Source organism: Qipengyuania algicida (assembly GCF_009828025.1).
In the GTDB taxonomy this organism is placed as follows: domain Bacteria; phylum Pseudomonadota; class Alphaproteobacteria; order Sphingomonadales; family Sphingomonadaceae; genus Qipengyuania; species Qipengyuania algicida.
Map to the genome: position 1 here is coordinate 126,650 of NZ_WTYA01000002.1, position 13,261 is coordinate 139,910.

General features: G+C 60.3%; 18 protein-coding genes. 6 read left to right on the forward strand and 12 right to left on the reverse strand.

The window, feature by feature from the left end; translation table 11 throughout:
• Positions 1–7: 7 nt before the first annotated feature.
• A complete protein-coding gene (locus GRI58_RS02975) occupies positions 8–241 on the forward strand; it encodes a hypothetical protein (protein ID WP_160752085.1) in 234 nt (77 codons plus the stop codon).
• A 30-nt stretch (positions 242–271) separates the two neighbouring features.
• Here GRI58_RS02975 and kynU read toward each other — a convergent pair whose 3' ends face one another.
• The 7 genes from kynU to dksA form a co-directional block, all read right to left on the reverse strand.
• On the reverse strand, positions 272–1,495 hold the full coding sequence (gene kynU, locus GRI58_RS02980; protein ID WP_419957017.1) for a kynureninase: 1,224 nt from the start codon (positions 1,493–1,495) through the stop codon (positions 272–274).
• Positions 1,492–2,124 carry an arylformamidase gene (gene kynB, locus GRI58_RS02985; protein ID WP_160752086.1) on the reverse strand — a complete coding sequence of 211 codons (633 nt, stop codon included), beginning with the start codon at positions 2,122–2,124 and terminating at the stop codon, positions 1,492–1,494. Before kynB ends, kynU begins: the two co-directional genes overlap by 4 nt.
• 10 nt (positions 2,125–2,134) lie before the next feature.
• Complete coding sequence (locus tag GRI58_RS02990) at positions 2,135–2,923, reverse strand: tryptophan 2,3-dioxygenase (protein WP_160752087.1); 789 nt, start codon at positions 2,921–2,923, stop codon at positions 2,135–2,137.
• 36 nt (positions 2,924–2,959) lie between these two features.
• On the reverse strand, positions 2,960–3,391 hold the full coding sequence (locus GRI58_RS02995) for a DUF4112 domain-containing protein (RefSeq protein ID WP_160752088.1): 432 nt from the start codon (positions 3,389–3,391) through the stop codon (positions 2,960–2,962).
• Between the two features lie 5 nt (positions 3,392–3,396).
• Positions 3,397–4,857, reverse strand: a complete 1,461-nt coding sequence (locus tag GRI58_RS03000; protein ID WP_160752089.1) for an ABC transporter substrate-binding protein — start codon at positions 4,855–4,857, stop codon at positions 3,397–3,399.
• A 57-nt stretch (positions 4,858–4,914) separates the two neighbouring features.
• A complete protein-coding gene (locus GRI58_RS03005; protein WP_160752090.1) occupies positions 4,915–5,283 on the reverse strand; it encodes a PilZ domain-containing protein in 369 nt (122 codons plus the stop codon).
• Between the two features lie 128 nt (positions 5,284–5,411).
• Positions 5,412–5,870, reverse strand: a complete 459-nt coding sequence (dksA, locus tag GRI58_RS03010; protein ID WP_160752091.1) for an RNA polymerase-binding protein DksA — start codon at positions 5,868–5,870, stop codon at positions 5,412–5,414.
• Positions 5,871–6,199: 329 nt separating this feature from the next.
• On the opposite strand from dksA, the gene GRI58_RS03015 reads away from it, so the two are divergent.
• Positions 6,200–6,466 (forward strand): SEL1-like repeat protein, encoded by a 267-nt coding sequence (locus GRI58_RS03015; RefSeq protein ID WP_237452090.1) that lies wholly within the window; start codon positions 6,200–6,202, stop codon positions 6,464–6,466.
• 7 nt (positions 6,467–6,473) lie between these two features.
• On the opposite strand, the gene GRI58_RS03020 is transcribed toward GRI58_RS03015, so the two are convergent.
• From GRI58_RS03020 to GRI58_RS03040, 5 genes are read right to left on the reverse strand one after another with little or no spacing between them, the layout of a single operon-like run.
• A complete protein-coding gene (locus tag GRI58_RS03020) occupies positions 6,474–7,604 on the reverse strand; it encodes a GNAT family N-acetyltransferase (RefSeq protein ID WP_160752093.1) in 1,131 nt (376 codons plus the stop codon).
• On the reverse strand, positions 7,601–8,371 hold the full coding sequence (locus GRI58_RS03025) for a glycerophosphodiester phosphodiesterase family protein (protein WP_160752094.1): 771 nt from the start codon (positions 8,369–8,371) through the stop codon (positions 7,601–7,603). The genes GRI58_RS03020 and GRI58_RS03025 overlap by 4 nt, the downstream gene beginning before the upstream one ends.
• Positions 8,346–8,801, reverse strand: coding sequence for a RidA family protein (locus tag GRI58_RS03030; RefSeq protein ID WP_160752095.1), 456 nt, complete (start codon positions 8,799–8,801; stop codon positions 8,346–8,348). Before GRI58_RS03030 ends, GRI58_RS03025 begins: the two co-directional genes overlap by 26 nt.
• Positions 8,798–9,433: an HAD family hydrolase gene (locus GRI58_RS03035; protein WP_160752096.1), complete on the reverse strand. Its 636-nt coding sequence runs from the start codon at positions 9,431–9,433 to the stop codon at positions 8,798–8,800. Before GRI58_RS03035 ends, GRI58_RS03030 begins: the two co-directional genes overlap by 4 nt.
• Complete coding sequence (locus GRI58_RS03040) at positions 9,430–9,663, reverse strand: DUF3572 domain-containing protein (protein ID WP_160752097.1); 234 nt, start codon at positions 9,661–9,663, stop codon at positions 9,430–9,432. The genes GRI58_RS03035 and GRI58_RS03040 overlap by 4 nt, the downstream gene beginning before the upstream one ends.
• A gap of 113 nt (positions 9,664–9,776) precedes the next feature.
• Between GRI58_RS03040 and GRI58_RS03045 the strand changes: the two genes are divergently transcribed.
• The 4 genes from GRI58_RS03045 to GRI58_RS03060 all read left to right on the forward strand — a co-directional run bounded on the left by GRI58_RS03045 (position 9,777) and on the right by GRI58_RS03060 (position 13,209).
• Positions 9,777–10,163, forward strand: coding sequence for a response regulator (locus tag GRI58_RS03045; RefSeq protein WP_160752098.1), 387 nt, complete (start codon positions 9,777–9,779; stop codon positions 10,161–10,163).
• Positions 10,164–10,230: 67 nt separating this feature from the next.
• Entirely contained in the window at positions 10,231–10,476 is a 246-nt protein-coding gene (locus GRI58_RS03050) for an acyl carrier protein (protein WP_160752099.1), read from the forward strand.
• Positions 10,473–11,723 carry a serine palmitoyltransferase gene (spt, locus tag GRI58_RS03055; protein WP_160752100.1) on the forward strand — a complete coding sequence of 417 codons (1,251 nt, stop codon included), beginning with the start codon at positions 10,473–10,475 and terminating at the stop codon, positions 11,721–11,723. The genes GRI58_RS03050 and spt overlap by 4 nt, the downstream gene beginning before the upstream one ends.
• A 70-nt stretch (positions 11,724–11,793) precedes the next feature.
• Positions 11,794–13,209, forward strand: a complete 1,416-nt coding sequence (locus tag GRI58_RS03060) for an Ig-like domain-containing protein (RefSeq protein WP_160752101.1) — start codon at positions 11,794–11,796, stop codon at positions 13,207–13,209.
• Positions 13,210–13,261: the final 52 nt, after the last annotated feature.

Below are 13,261 nucleotides of genomic sequence, written 5' to 3' on the forward strand. Positions count from 1 at the left end.
GCGACGCGTGAAACGGCCTAAACCCTGGCGTCTGGAAGCTGGCATAGCGGCGGGCTTGGTCATGGGCGGGCTGTGGCTGTGGATCGAATACGACCCCTTCTTCGGTATTTTTCACGATCTCCACATCGTCGTCATAGCGGCGGCAATCGGCATGGCCGTTGTGGCAATTCGGAATCGACACAAGAAGGTCGGTCCGTGGGACCCGAACACTATCGCCCGCAATCGCAAGGGGCGACCTTAGGCTCCGTCAGCTTTCGCCTGAATTCAGGCGTCACGTCACCGCGGCTCTTTCGCTGAATTCAGCGCGGCGCCATTCGCCGCTGTCGAGCACTTCGGCCAAATGGCGCGCGGCTTCTGCCATGTCCGCGAAGCGCAGATAGGCCGGCGCGAAACCGAGGCGGAGAATATCGGGGTCGCGGAAATCACCGATCACGCCGCGCGCGATCAGTGCCTGACACAGCGCGAAGGCATCGCGATGGCGGAAGGACAGCTGGCTGCCGCGCTGGGCGAGATCGGTTGGGCTTACGACGTCGAGCGATACGCCCAGCTCGCTCAGGCAATGACGGAAGAATTCGGATAGCGCCTGCGACTTGGCGTAGAGCCGTTCGACGCCGATTTGCGTCACCAGGTCGACGCCCACTTCCAGCGCCGCGAGGCCGAGGATCGGCGGGGTGCCGCACAGCATCTGGTCGACGCCCGATGCCGGGGAATAATCGTCGGAAAATTCGAACGGTGCGCTGTGGCCCATCCACCCGGTTAGTGGCTGCCGTAGCGCCTGCTGGTGCCTTCTGGCGACATAGGCGAAGGCGGGCGCGCCGGGGCCGCCGCACAAATATTTGTAGCCGCAACCGACCGCAAAATCCGCCCCGCAGCCGTTGAGATCGACCGGATACGCGCCGCAGGAATGCGAGAGATCCCATAGCACAAGCGCGCCCGCGTCGTGAGCAGCGCGAGTGAGCGCGGCCATGTCGAACAGTTCACCGGTCTTATAATGAGCATGGGTCAGCAGCAGCACCGCGACGTCATCGTCGAGCGCGCCGACCAACTCGTTGCGTGGAGCGAGCCGTCTTTGGGCCAAGCCCTGTTTTTCCAACCCGTCGATCATGTAGAGATCGGTCGGGAAATTGCCCGGCTCGCTCAGCACCACCTTGCGGCCGGGTTTCAGGGACAGTGCGCCAGCGATAAGCTTGAACAGGTTCACGCTGGTCGAATCGCAGGCGATGACCTCCTCAGGCTCGGCACCGATCAGCGGCGCGATCTTCGCGCCGACACGTTGCGGCAGGTCGATCCAGCCGGCGCTGTTCCAGGACCGGATCAATCCTTCACCCCATTCGCCTCGCACAACCTCGGCCAGCCGGTCAGGGGTCGCCCTCGGCAAAGCTCCTAGCGAATTGCCATCGAGATAGATCACGCCTTCGGGGAGGATGAAGCGTTCGCGGTAGTCTGCCAGCGGATCGGCGGCATCACGCTGACGGGCGTCTTCATGCAAACTCATGCCAGTTCTCGCAAGATTGCGCGGGTGAGCCCGGCATCGCCGCCACCGATCTTCAACGGCAGCGCGATCAGTTCATAGCGTCCTTCCTCGACATCATCCAGCACGAGCCCTTCGAGGATGCGCATATCGGCGGCATGGACCGCCTTGTGCGCGTTCATGGTCTTGCTGTCCTGCGGATCGACTGAAGGCGCATCGGTCCCCACCAGCCGCACGCCCTGCGCGGCGAGCCAGTCGATGGTCTCGGGCGCGATGGCGGTGAAATCGCTCACCCACTCATCATGTGGAAAGCGTTCAAATGTTCTGAACAACACCCGGTCGATATGCCCGATATCGGGCAAATCTCCGATGTCGATCGTTCCTCCCGTCACTGCCCGCGCATCGATCACAAGGCATTCACCGACATAGGGGGTGATATCCATGCTCGCAGCATCGAGCCCGTCCGCTGCATAGTGGAGCGGGGCATCGCCATGGGTGCCCGAATGCGTGCTCATGGTCATTCGACCGACGTTGACCGGTGAGCCTTCCTCCATCCGCCAGCTTCGCTCGAAGGCGAATTCGGTGTCGCCCGGCCACACCGGCAAATCAGGGCGCAATGTCTGGCTGATGTCGATGATCCTGCGCGTGCTCATACCTCTGTCCTCACAGCGCGGTCCTGACGCTCAGCAGTTCGGGGAAAAACGCCTGCTTCAGCACGCCCGCGAGATAGGGAACGCCCGGCGTCCCGCCGGTGCCGCGCTTGAAGCCGATGATTCGCTCGACCGTCTTCAAATGTCCGAAGCGCCAGCGCTGGAAGTGATATTCGAGATCGACCAGCTTTTCCGCCAGTTCGTAGAGATCCCAATGCGTCTGCGGATCGCGGTAGATTTCGGCCCACGCCGCCTCGACTTCTGAAGTATGATCCCATCCTTCGGCATGGGGCCGCCGCAGCACCTTGTCGGGAACAGCGAAGCCACGCCGCGCCAACAGCGCCACCGCTTCCGCATAGAGGCTGGGGCGGGTCAGTTCCTCACGCAGTTCCGCGGCCACTTCGGGCACCGCTTCGTGCATGGTAATCATATCAGGATTGCGCCCGCCGAGGAGGAATTCCATCATCCGGTATTGCGCCGACTGGAACCCGCTCGACCCGCCCAGGTGGGGGCGCAGGGTTGAATAATCGTGCGGAGTCATGGTGCTGAGCACATCCCAGCTCTGGATCAACTGCCCCTGCGCGCGCGCCACGCGGGCAAGCATCTTGAACGCCGGGCGCAGCGTATCGGCCCGAATGCAGTCGCGCGCGGCGAAGAGTTCGTGAATGCACAGCTTGAGCCACAGCTCGCTCGCCTGATGGACAATGATGAACAGCATCTCATCATGGGCATCAGATTGCGGGTGCTGCGCCGAGAGAATGCGATCGAGATCGAGGTAGGAAGAATAGGTGACGTCAGCCATGACTCTCGCCCTAGCCGCTTCGGCGCCCCAAGAAAACTAACCCTCGATGATTTGCGTCTCGGGATGATGTTTGTCGAGGTGACGCTTCACGATCCTGAGGTTGCGGCTGTTCGACCGAAACAGCAGATCGAAAGCATCGCCGGCGAGCGGGACCGCGCCCAATGTTGTGTCGAGCGCGATATTGCCTACCATCCGCCACAATTTCCAGCGCGGCAGGCCGAGCCGCTTAGCTTCCCAGATGATGAAACTGCCCATGGCTGCCGCGATCAGGTCACCGACAACCGGCAACAGCCCGATCACCGCATCGAGCCCGATCGCATACTTCGTACCGGGAATCTGAATGCTGCGCTCGAGCAGAAACTCGATGGCTTCCATGCGCCGGCGAATATCCGCCGGGCTGTTGCCCAATGGCAGGTCGATCCCCATCGCCTGGGCCTGCCTGCGCTCGCGAAATGACTCCTGTTCCATGCCCCCTAAATGGGCGCACGGGACAGCGGGAACAAGGGATGCATCGCCATCGCGCTATCGGAAAAGCCTTCGACCCCAGCGCGCACCAGCGACCAGCGCACCGGTGCGCCGATAGGGATATAACCGTTGAGGTCGGTCAGCAGCTGGGTCGCCTGCGCGATGTCGGCATCGTATGCATGGGGGTCGGCGGTCTTGCTGGCCTTCGCCACCAGCGCATCGGCGTCGGGCGAGCAGAGGCTTCGACTGACCCTGCAATTGAACTGATCGAGAAACCAGCGCTTGCCAGCGAAGCGTGCAACGCGGTCGCGCAGTTGCAGATCGCCCGCAGCGCCCTGTTTGGCACGGACAAGCTTTATTCCGACCGCTGCATATTGTTGCGCCAAACCTTGGAAGAGGGTGTCAGACCCCGGTCCCGCGGGCAGCACGACACTGAGCGTCAGATCACCGCGATTTTTTGCCTTCCACCGCGCAATTCTGCGTGCAGCCTCTGCTTGTCGGGCCGTGAAATCCATGTCGGCCCAGCGCTCGGGACGCGCAACGTCCCCGCTGGCCAGACGGGGGGCGACAAGCTGGTTGGTCGGCGGCCAGCCGGAAATGTTGAACGGTGCAATCAGCTTTGCCCTATCGAGCGCCATGGCAAGCGCCTCCCGATTGTTCGGGCTGGCCAGAAAGCCCTTCGCGTTCACGACATCCAACCCGAACAATCCGAGCGGGGAATCGACCCGGATCGTTCCGCGCGACAATGGTCCAAGATCGATTAGCGGCAAGGTGGACAGCCTGCCGCCCAGCACCAGCTGGAAGTCTGCGTCCGAAAAACCCTTGACGGCGTGCCGCGCGGATACGGTCGAAATCACTAAGCGGCGCACGCCTGCATCCCAATCCGGCTGTTGCGGCAACCCGCGCTGTTCGGGAGGGAGCGCGCTCAACACTTTTGTCCCACCGCGGTCTTTCTCGACCATCGGCCCGACTGCCAATCCGGGCATAGCAAGCCCGAGTTCCGGCTGCGCCAGCAGCTGCAGCATACCCGGCATTGGTGTATCCAGCCTGATCTCGATCACGCGTCCGGTCATGGCGCGGATATCGCGCACCGGAGCAAGATCGAGACCGAGCGATGTCCCCGAAAGCCGGTCAAGCGTGCGTTGCAGCGATTGCTGCACCAGTTTGGCGGTCAGCCGTTTGCCATTGTGCAGATCGAATTCGCGTATACGGAAAATGTAGCTTAGCCCATCATCCGTCACGATCCATCTTTCCGCGACACCTGGCACGAGTTGTCCGTTGGCATCGAACCGGACCAAGCCTTGGTGGCTGGCAGCATAGACCTGGCTTGCGGGATACGAAAGGCGCAGACCGGAATCGTTCAGGTCGCCCGCGTTGCCGATCAAAGCGACGGCCAGATCGCCGTCCCCGCCCTGACCCTGGCACGCCGAAAGCAGCAGTAACGCCGAAAAGAGCGGGAGACGATTCATGGCCCTTTCGGGCCTAGCAGTTCACGTGCTGTCCGTCAGCCGTGGGAATGGGCAAATTCAAATCTTGCGGAGATGTGCAGCGGATGGGAACGCATAATTGGCACCGACCGCCGCGCGCGCGTAAGGCGGCGCTTCACGATTGCCCCCTGATACCTGCATTCGCGCAAGCTTGGGATCGATTTCCCTGACGAAGGCGAGACCGAATCGACGTCCCTGCACCCATGCAACAACGCCGCGCACCTTGCCTATATTGCGGATATCGACGCTGACTTCCATGCCGCGCGCCACTTCCGCCGGGCCTTCCGCCATCATTCCGCCAGCCGACAGATTGCGTACTTTGACGCGCACCGGCGTGTTTTCATGCTCGACCAACAAATCGGCGAGAAGAAAGAGGCTATCGCGATCAAGATGACGGGTTTCAACCATGCTTAAGCCTATTAGTGCAAAACGCCCTGCAACCCACGCTCTGTTTTCACCCGATCCCGATTTGGATCAGGTAGCACGGAAAAGGTGACGAAAATGTTTAGCGCAACCTAGGCGCCAAGCCAGAACGATCAGTCGTCGCGCGAAATCTTTTCGCGCCTTTCATGAGCTTCCTGCGCCTCGACCGTCATCGTCGCGACTGGCCTTGCGATCAATCGCTTGATTCCGATGGGATCGCCGGTCACTTCGCAATAACCGTACTCCCCGCCATCGATGCGCCGCAGGGCGGCATCGATCTTGGCAATCAGCTTGCGCTGGCGGTCCCGCGTCCTGAGCTCGATCCCCCAGTCCGATTCGCTCGACGCGCGATCGTTGAGATCCGCTTCGCGCAACGGCCCGTCCTGCAAAGACTGCAATGTGGTTTCGGCGGCGGTGTGGATCGAGCGCTTCCATTCGAGCAGCAACATACGAAAGTAGTTGAGCTGCCGTTCGCTCATATAGGGTTCATCATCGTCGGGCGTGTAATCCGCCCCGACGGCGGCCCGGACCTTGGCAAGTTTTTCACTGTCACCGAATGCGGCGGTGGCCATTCCTACCTCTATCCCCGACCCTAAGGATCGTACCCTACAGGTCCGCCGCAGCGATCTCGATCGCCAAAAGCGGTCCCTCAGGGCGCGGCCTATAAGCGGGCCGGGCACACGGCACAAGCGACAATGCCCGGAAAATCAAAAGCTGTGCCCCGAAATGACACCCACGCTCGAATTCAGGCATCGCCGTTAACCTTTTCTTGACCATGTTCCGCCGAAAACAGTCTCGCCGGCGGGGGATGCCGGTCTAAAACGGGGGATTTATGATGACTGTATTGAATGGGATTGAAGGCGGCGGCGGACGGATCGTTCAGGGCGCACAAGCCGAACCGATGATCGCCGACTGCCTCAAGCGCTATGACGCGGGCCAGCTCGATGCGCTGTACGATCTTGGAGTCGCTTTTTCGACCGGAAGCCATGGGGTTACCTGCGACCTGGTCGAGGCGCACAAATGGTTCAACATCGCTGCCTCGGAAGGCCATGAAGAGGCCGCCTGGTGCCGGTCCGATGTGTCCGAAGAAATGACCGCACGCGAAATCGCCGAGGCTCAGCGCCGCGCTCGCGAGTGGCTGCGACAGAGCGAATCGCGCGCCGCCTGAGAGCGAATCAGCCGCGCCTGAACGGGGTGCGGCGTTCAAGAAAGTTGGCGTCCGCCGCCACACCGGCGCGCTCACGCTCGAGGAAATCGGCGACTGCATCGGCAAAACCTGCATCGGCGATCCAATGCGCCGATACGGTCTGCACCGGTTCATATCCACGCGCCAGCTTGTGCTGGCCCTGCGCCCCGGCCTCGACCCGCGCCAGCCCCAGCTCGATCGCAGCGTCGATCGCCTGGTAATAGCACAGCTCGAAATGCAGGAAGCGGATGTCGCGAGTGCAACCCCAGTAGCGGCCGTAGAGCGCATCGCTGCCGATGATATTGAGCGCGCCGGCGACGGACTCGCCATCATGCTCGGCGAGGATCAGCAGCACCTTGTCGTCCAACCGCTGGTGAATGAGGTCGAAGGCTTCGCGGGTCAGATAGGGCGTACCCCATTTGCGAGCACCGGTGTCCTGGTAAAAAATCCAGAAGGCGTCCCAATGCTCGGCGCGAATATCGTCGCCGCGCAAGCGCTTGATCGCAACCTCGGCCTGCGCAGCGGCCCGTTCCTTGCGCAGATCCTTGCGCTTGCGGGACGACAGCGCGGCAAGAAAATCATCGAAACTGGCGTAGTCGCGATTGATCCAGTGGTATTGCAGATCGGTCCGACGCATCCAGCCCGCCGCTTCGAACAGAGGTTGCTGGTCAGGTTCGATGAAGCTGGCATGGGCCGAGGAAAAGCCATTCTGCTCGCACAGCTGTTGCGCGGCAGCGAGCAATGGCAGCGCGAATTTCTCGTCCTTCAGCAGCAGCCTTGGTCCCGTCGCCGGAGTAAACGGCGCAGCGATCTGGAGCTTGGGGTAATAGCGCCCGCCCGCGCGCTGGTAGGCATCCGCCCAGGCATGATCGAAAACATATTCGCCCTGGCTGTGTCCTTTGAGATAGGACGGGAGTGCTGCGCATAGGCGTCCCTGCCCATCCTCGACCACCAGCGGCGCAGGCTGCCAGCCGGTGCCCTCCCCCACACTACCTGAATCCTCCAGTGCGGTCAGAAAGCCGTGACTCATAAATGGGTTGGCATGTGGCACCAGCGCATCCCATTGGTCAGCCGCGAATGCGCCGACCGAACCGCCCAGCTTCACTATCAATTCGGTCATGTAATGCCCGCACCCTCGGCTATTGGCGCGTCGGCGCAAGTCAAAGCGAGCGCCAGCTTTACAGGCGTGTCGATCGTCCAGGTCAGCACCGGCATCCCGTAATCGCGCAAGCCTTGAACGAAGCGATTGGGCAAGGCTGCGATATGATAAGCCATGAAGTCCGGTTTCGCGATCCACAGTGCGAAGTGCCGCTGCCACGCTTTCTGCGTATACCCCTTCTCGTCCTCGCGCATCACCAGCCCACGCACGATTTGCGGGGCATGACGGCGCAGCCAGCGCGACACGCGCGGATCGAAGCTCATTACTGCAAACTGTCCGTCATAGCTCGCCAGAGTATCGGCAACCGCGCGGCACGTCCGGTCTACATCATAACCCTTGCGCGACTTGATCTCGATCAGCAGCGGCACCTTGCCCTTCACCAGCTCCAACAGATCGGTAAGCGCAAACGGGCTGTCATCCGAATCCAGATATTTGAGCGCCCGCCATTCCTCGTGCGTCAGCGTTTCGCCTGCCTCCGCACGCCCGATCAACCGGGCGAAATCCCAGTCGTGATAGACCATCGGCCAGCCGTCGCGGGTGCGCTGGATATCGCACTCGATGCCCAAGCCAGCCTCAACCGCTGCCCGGAAGGCGCTCGGCGAATTCTCGATCCGCCCGGCACCGTGTAGCCCGCGATGCGCATAGGTCCATGCGCCCAGCCAGCCCACCCGCGCCGGGTCGGGCGGGGGAGCGAAGAAACGGTCAATCCGTGAGAGCAATGACCGCATCCACCTCGACAGCGGCGTTGAGCGGCAGCACCGGCACGCCGACAGCTGCGCGCGCATGGCGTCCCTTGTCGCCGAAAACTTCCGCCATCAGGTCCGATGCGCCGTTCGCCACCTTGGGCTGGTCGGTGAAATCGGGGCTGGAAGCGATGAAGGCGCCCAGCTTGACCACCCGGCCTACCCGGTCGAGCAAACCGGCAGCTTCGAGCTGCGCGAGAATCATCAGCGCACACGCTCGCGCCGCCTGCTGACCGCGCTCGACACCGAGATCGACGCCCAGCTTGCCGGTCACCAGCTTGCCTTCGACGAACGGCAGCTGCCCCGAGATATAGGCGATATTGCCTTCGACCACGACCGGCAGGTAACTCGCCACCGGCGCGGCAGCCTGCGGCAGTTCGATACCCATATCGGCAAGGCGGGAGACAGTGTTCATGCAATTTGGTCCTCTTGTTCGAGACGATCGATCAGCCATGGCAATGCTTCGGCCCAATTGTCGATACGGGCGTCGGCATGGCCAGCCTCATAAGCGCAATCGATATGCGGCGCGAGCATCGGTTCGCCGCACAGATGCAATGTGGAAATGCCCGGCACGGTTTCGCGCGCGGATTGGTGGTGCTGCGGCAAATCATCGATGAAAATCGCCCGCGTGGGCGCGTATTCCTCGACTATCGCGCGGAGCGCCGGACCTTTCGGTCCCTGATTGGTGAATACGCGTGCTTCTATGCCGTGACGGATCAGCTGTTGGCGCCGCTTTTCCTGCCGCTCGTCGTTGAGATTGGTCAGGATGACCACATCAGCATGATCGGCAAGTGCATTGATTCCGGCAACTGCCCCGGCAATCGGCGTCTGACGATCCATTTGCGTATCGAAGAAGCCGCCAAGCAACCGCCAGATTTCCTGCGGCGCGACGGGATCGCCACTCGCACGGTGGCGCATCGCCTGACTGAAATCATTGCTGGCCATGGTGAAGTCGACGTCGTGCTCCTCCCCCAGCCAGTCGCGGAAATGCGCGACCATGTGGAGCAGCACCTCGTCACAGTCGGAGATCACGAGCGGACGGCTCATCGGGAAAGCTCCCCGCGCGCGGCGATCAGTTCTTCAGGTTTTACACCGAGCGCATCGGCAGCGGCGACAAGGTCCGGTTCATGCGCTGCGAGAAAATCGAGCACGGCACCCAATACACCCACATCCCCCAGGCCGTCACGCAACTGATCGGGTGTAAGGCCCGTCAGCGCCAGCAAACGCGCCGCACGATCGGGATCGCCCAGCACCCAGCCGAGCGCCGAAAGCGCCAATGTGTCGGGGCCCCGTTTCGGGACAGTGGATTCAGCTTGCACTTGCGGAATTGTCAGTCTCCGATGAAAACCCTAACTGGGCGTCGCGCCATTGAACGGGACAGACAAGCCAAGTGCCAAAGCGAATACTGGTTGTCGAGGACAACGATCTCAACCGTAAGCTCTTCTGCGACGTTCTGAAAGCGAACGGTTACGAAGTCGTGCCCGTCGCTGACGGGCAGAACGTGGTCCCCACCGCGCTGAAGTTCAAGCCGCATCTGGTGATCATGGATATCCAGCTACCCAATGTCTCGGGGTTGGAGCTGATCGCCGAGTTCAAGCGCGACAAGGCGCTTGCCGAAACGCCGGTGCTGGCGGTGACCGCCTATGCCGGCAAGGGCGACGAAGACCGTATCCGTGGCGCAGGAGCGGTGGACTACCTGGCCAAGCCCGTTTCGATCGGTCCGTTCATGGCTGCGATCACGCGGTTGCTGGGTGACGAACAGCGCGAGCGCGCTTGACAAGCGGGTGGCTTAACCGCTTTGCCGCGCCTATTGGGCGCAACACAGCCCCTTGAAAGGAACACTCATGGACCGCGCAGAGGTCGACAGCCGCATCCGCACCCTGATCGAACCCTTCAACAAGAAGGGCATCGCGGTTGGCGAGGATACCGGCTTTGCCAATGATCTGGAATTCGACAGCCTCACGGTGATGGATTTCGTCGCCGCGATCGAAGACGAATTCGACATCATCATTTCGATGAACCAGCAGGCCGCAATCGAGACCTACGGCCAATTGGTCGACGCCGTTACCAAGATGGTATCCGACGCATGAGCGAAGGTATCAGCCAAAGCGACCGACCGCAGGAGATCGAGGGCGACAGCGGCGATCTGTTCAGCAAATTCGATTCCCTGATCGCGATGCGCGAAAACCTGCTCTCCGGCGGGGTCGAAGATCCGTTCAACCTGGTGATGGAGAAAGTCATCTCTCCGACCCGCGCGATCTGCAACGGGCGCGACACGATCCTGCTCGGGACCTACAATTACATGGGCATGACCTTCGATCCCGACGTGATCGAAGCCGGCCAGCAAGCCCTCGCCGATTTCGGTAGCGGCACCACAGGATCCCGTGTGCTCAACGGCACCTATCAGGGCCACAAGGAGTGCGAGGAGGCGCTGAAAGAATTCTACGGCATGGATCATGCCATGGTGTTCTCCACCGGCTATCAGGCCAATCTCGGGATCATCTCTACGATCGCGGGCAAGGGTGACTACGTCGTCCTCGACATCGACAGCCACGCCAGCATCTGGGACGGGTGCAAGATGGGCGATGCCGAAATCGTGCCGTTCAAGCACAATGATATCGAGGCGATGGAAAAGCGCCTGCGCCGCATTCCCGAAGGCGCAGGCAAGCTGGTGGTGCTCGAAGGCGTCTATTCGATGCTCGGCGATATCGCGCCACTCGCCGAAATGGTGAAAGTCGCCAAGAGCCATGGTGCGATGGTACTCGTGGACGAGGCGCATTCGATGGGCTTCATTGGCGAACACGGACGCGGCGTCGCGGAAGCGCAAGGCGTGATGGACGATGTCGATTTCGTCATCGGCACTTTCTCCAAGAGCGTAGGCACGGTGGGCGGCTTCTGCGTTTCCAACCACCCCAAGTTCGAGATCATGCGTCTGGTCTGCCGCCCCTATGTCTTCACCGCGAGCCTGCCGCCCAGCGTGGTCGCCACCGCTGCGACCAGTATCCGCAAGCTGATGCAGGGCAGCAACAAGCGCGCGCATCTGTGGGAGAATTCCAAGACCCTCCATGGCGGTTTGAAAGCGCTGGGCTTTGAGCTCGGCACCGACGAACCCCAGAGCGCGATCATTGCTGTCATCATGCCCGATCTGGAACGCGGTGCGGCCATGTGGGAAGCGCTGATCAAGGAAGGCCTGTACGTTAATCTGGCGCGTCCCCCGGCAACTCCTGCAAACATGACCCTGCTGCGTTGCTCGCTGTGCGCCGAGCATTCGGAAGAGGAAGTTCAGACGATTCTCGGCATGTTCGAACGCGCCGGGAAAGCGGTGGGTATTATCTAGCTTACATCGTTAATATTGCTTGTGTTTCAGCTTCTCGTCGCGCACGGTCTACGCAAACAGGGGAGCAGGTATGGGGCGCAATTCGATTATTACTAGCAGCCGTAATGCGGTCTCGCTTTTTGGCCTTGCTTTTGCTTTGGCATCTTGTGGCGGCGGAGGAGGATCAAGCTCATCCATCAATCGCGCACCGCAATTCTCATCTGCTTCCAAGGTATCCGTCGCGGAAAACAGTACCGGCTCTTTCTATTCCGCTGAGGCCAGCGATCCTGAAGGTAGCACGGTCGTAATTTCGATTGCCGGGGGAGCCGACGGGCCAAAATTTTCTCTGGATGGCTCAGGCGCACTCACTTTCGTAAAATCGCCTAATTTTGACCAACCTACCGATGCCAATCACGACAATATTTATGAAGTAACTTTGTCGGCAGTCGATCCTAAGGGCGCCTCGTCAACGCTTGCTTTACAAGTAACAGTAACCAACGAACATGAAGGTGTGGCCACATCATTGGTCGCCAATGGATTCGGTCCGGATGCGGTCATAACGGCACGCACCGACAAGAGCGGCTTATTGATTGCCTCTCAGGATGGATCTGTAAGCCAGATCGACCCAGCAACTGACTCGATCAGTGCAGTAGGAAATGTGTTTCAAACCGGTGAAACAGGGCGCATTCTGGCCATAAGTCATTTCAATAAAATGGGTGTAGTGATGATCGATCTCGACAATGTCGGCGTGATCCTTCGCACCATTCCTCTATCAGATTCGCTTGCCACTTACTCAAGTGACAAACTTATTGCAGGCGCAAATACCGAGAATGCACGCGGCGCATTGTACATCGGAGGCGATGGCTATCTATACGCTGCCCTCGGCGATCCGAATGGCGATAATGCGCAGAATTCAAGTTCTGGTTTGGGCAAACTGTTCCGCGTTCAAATTGATCCTTATTGCGGTGCATCGGTCGGGACATACTGCTTTTCTGCTGGTGCAATCGGCGATGGACTACATGCCCCCGCCGGTGGAGGCGGCTACCAGCAGCAAAGTTTTCTGCTAGACCGAGGGACGGACCAGCAGGAAGAAGTTGATTTCTATAATCAGGCTGCAAGCCCGCTCGATTTCGGCTGGCCATATCGAGAAGGCACATATGACCGCACAGCCAATCCGCCGGCTGCAATCAATGGTCCGTCGTTGACCTATGGTTATGGCGACGATTTCTATTCCGGCGAAGGTATGACTGGGGCAGCTTATTACACCGGCGCAATTGCAAGTCTCAACGACAAGATCCTGATGACCGATCAGTCAGGCAAGATTTTCGATTTTCCGGCAAGCTTCCTCAGTGACGGTACCCTCCATTCCGCACAAGAAATGGAGAACAGGACAGCCGATTTTGCCCCTGATTCAGGCACAATGGGCAATCCTGAAGCTATTGTTTTAGACAAGTCCGGACGGATCTTCGTTTTGGACGATCAGGGGCAGCTTTTCGGAACCAGCTGAATGATCGATAAAAGTTCGCATTATTGTATGTCGAAATTTTGACTCAGCACTT

Coding starts and splice junctions, on each gene's coding strand:
- kynU (WP_419957017.1), bottom strand. CDS start 1,495: ATGAGTTTGCATGAAGACGCCCGTCAGCGTGATGCCGCCGATCCGCTG.
- GRI58_RS02990 (WP_160752087.1), bottom strand. CDS start 2,923: ATGGCTGACGTCACCTATTCTTCCTACCTCGATCTCGATCGCATTCTC.
- GRI58_RS02995 (WP_160752088.1), bottom strand. CDS start 3,391: ATGGAACAGGAGTCATTTCGCGAGCGCAGGCAGGCCCAGGCGATGGGG.
- GRI58_RS03015 (WP_237452090.1), top strand. CDS start 6,200: ATGATCGCCGACTGCCTCAAGCGCTATGACGCGGGCCAGCTCGATGCG.
- kynB (WP_160752086.1), bottom strand. CDS start 2,124: ATGAGCACGCGCAGGATCATCGACATCAGCCAGACATTGCGCCCTGAT.
- dksA (WP_160752091.1), bottom strand. CDS start 5,870: ATGGCCACCGCCGCATTCGGTGACAGTGAAAAACTTGCCAAGGTCCGG.
- GRI58_RS03000 (WP_160752089.1), bottom strand. CDS start 4,857: ATGAATCGTCTCCCGCTCTTTTCGGCGTTACTGCTGCTTTCGGCGTGC.
- GRI58_RS03020 (WP_160752093.1), bottom strand. CDS start 7,604: ATGACCGAATTGATAGTGAAGCTGGGCGGTTCGGTCGGCGCATTCGCG.
- GRI58_RS03060 (WP_160752101.1), top strand. CDS start 11,794: ATGGGGCGCAATTCGATTATTACTAGCAGCCGTAATGCGGTCTCGCTT.
- GRI58_RS03035 (WP_160752096.1), bottom strand. CDS start 9,433: ATGAGCCGTCCGCTCGTGATCTCCGACTGTGACGAGGTGCTGCTCCAC.
- GRI58_RS03005 (WP_160752090.1), bottom strand. CDS start 5,283: ATGGTTGAAACCCGTCATCTTGATCGCGATAGCCTCTTTCTTCTCGCC.
- GRI58_RS03025 (WP_160752094.1), bottom strand. CDS start 8,371: ATGCGGTCATTGCTCTCACGGATTGACCGTTTCTTCGCTCCCCCGCCC.
- spt (WP_160752100.1), top strand. CDS start 10,473: ATGAGCGAAGGTATCAGCCAAAGCGACCGACCGCAGGAGATCGAGGGC.
- GRI58_RS03050 (WP_160752099.1), top strand. CDS start 10,231: ATGGACCGCGCAGAGGTCGACAGCCGCATCCGCACCCTGATCGAACCC.
- GRI58_RS03030 (WP_160752095.1), bottom strand. CDS start 8,801: ATGAACACTGTCTCCCGCCTTGCCGATATGGGTATCGAACTGCCGCAG.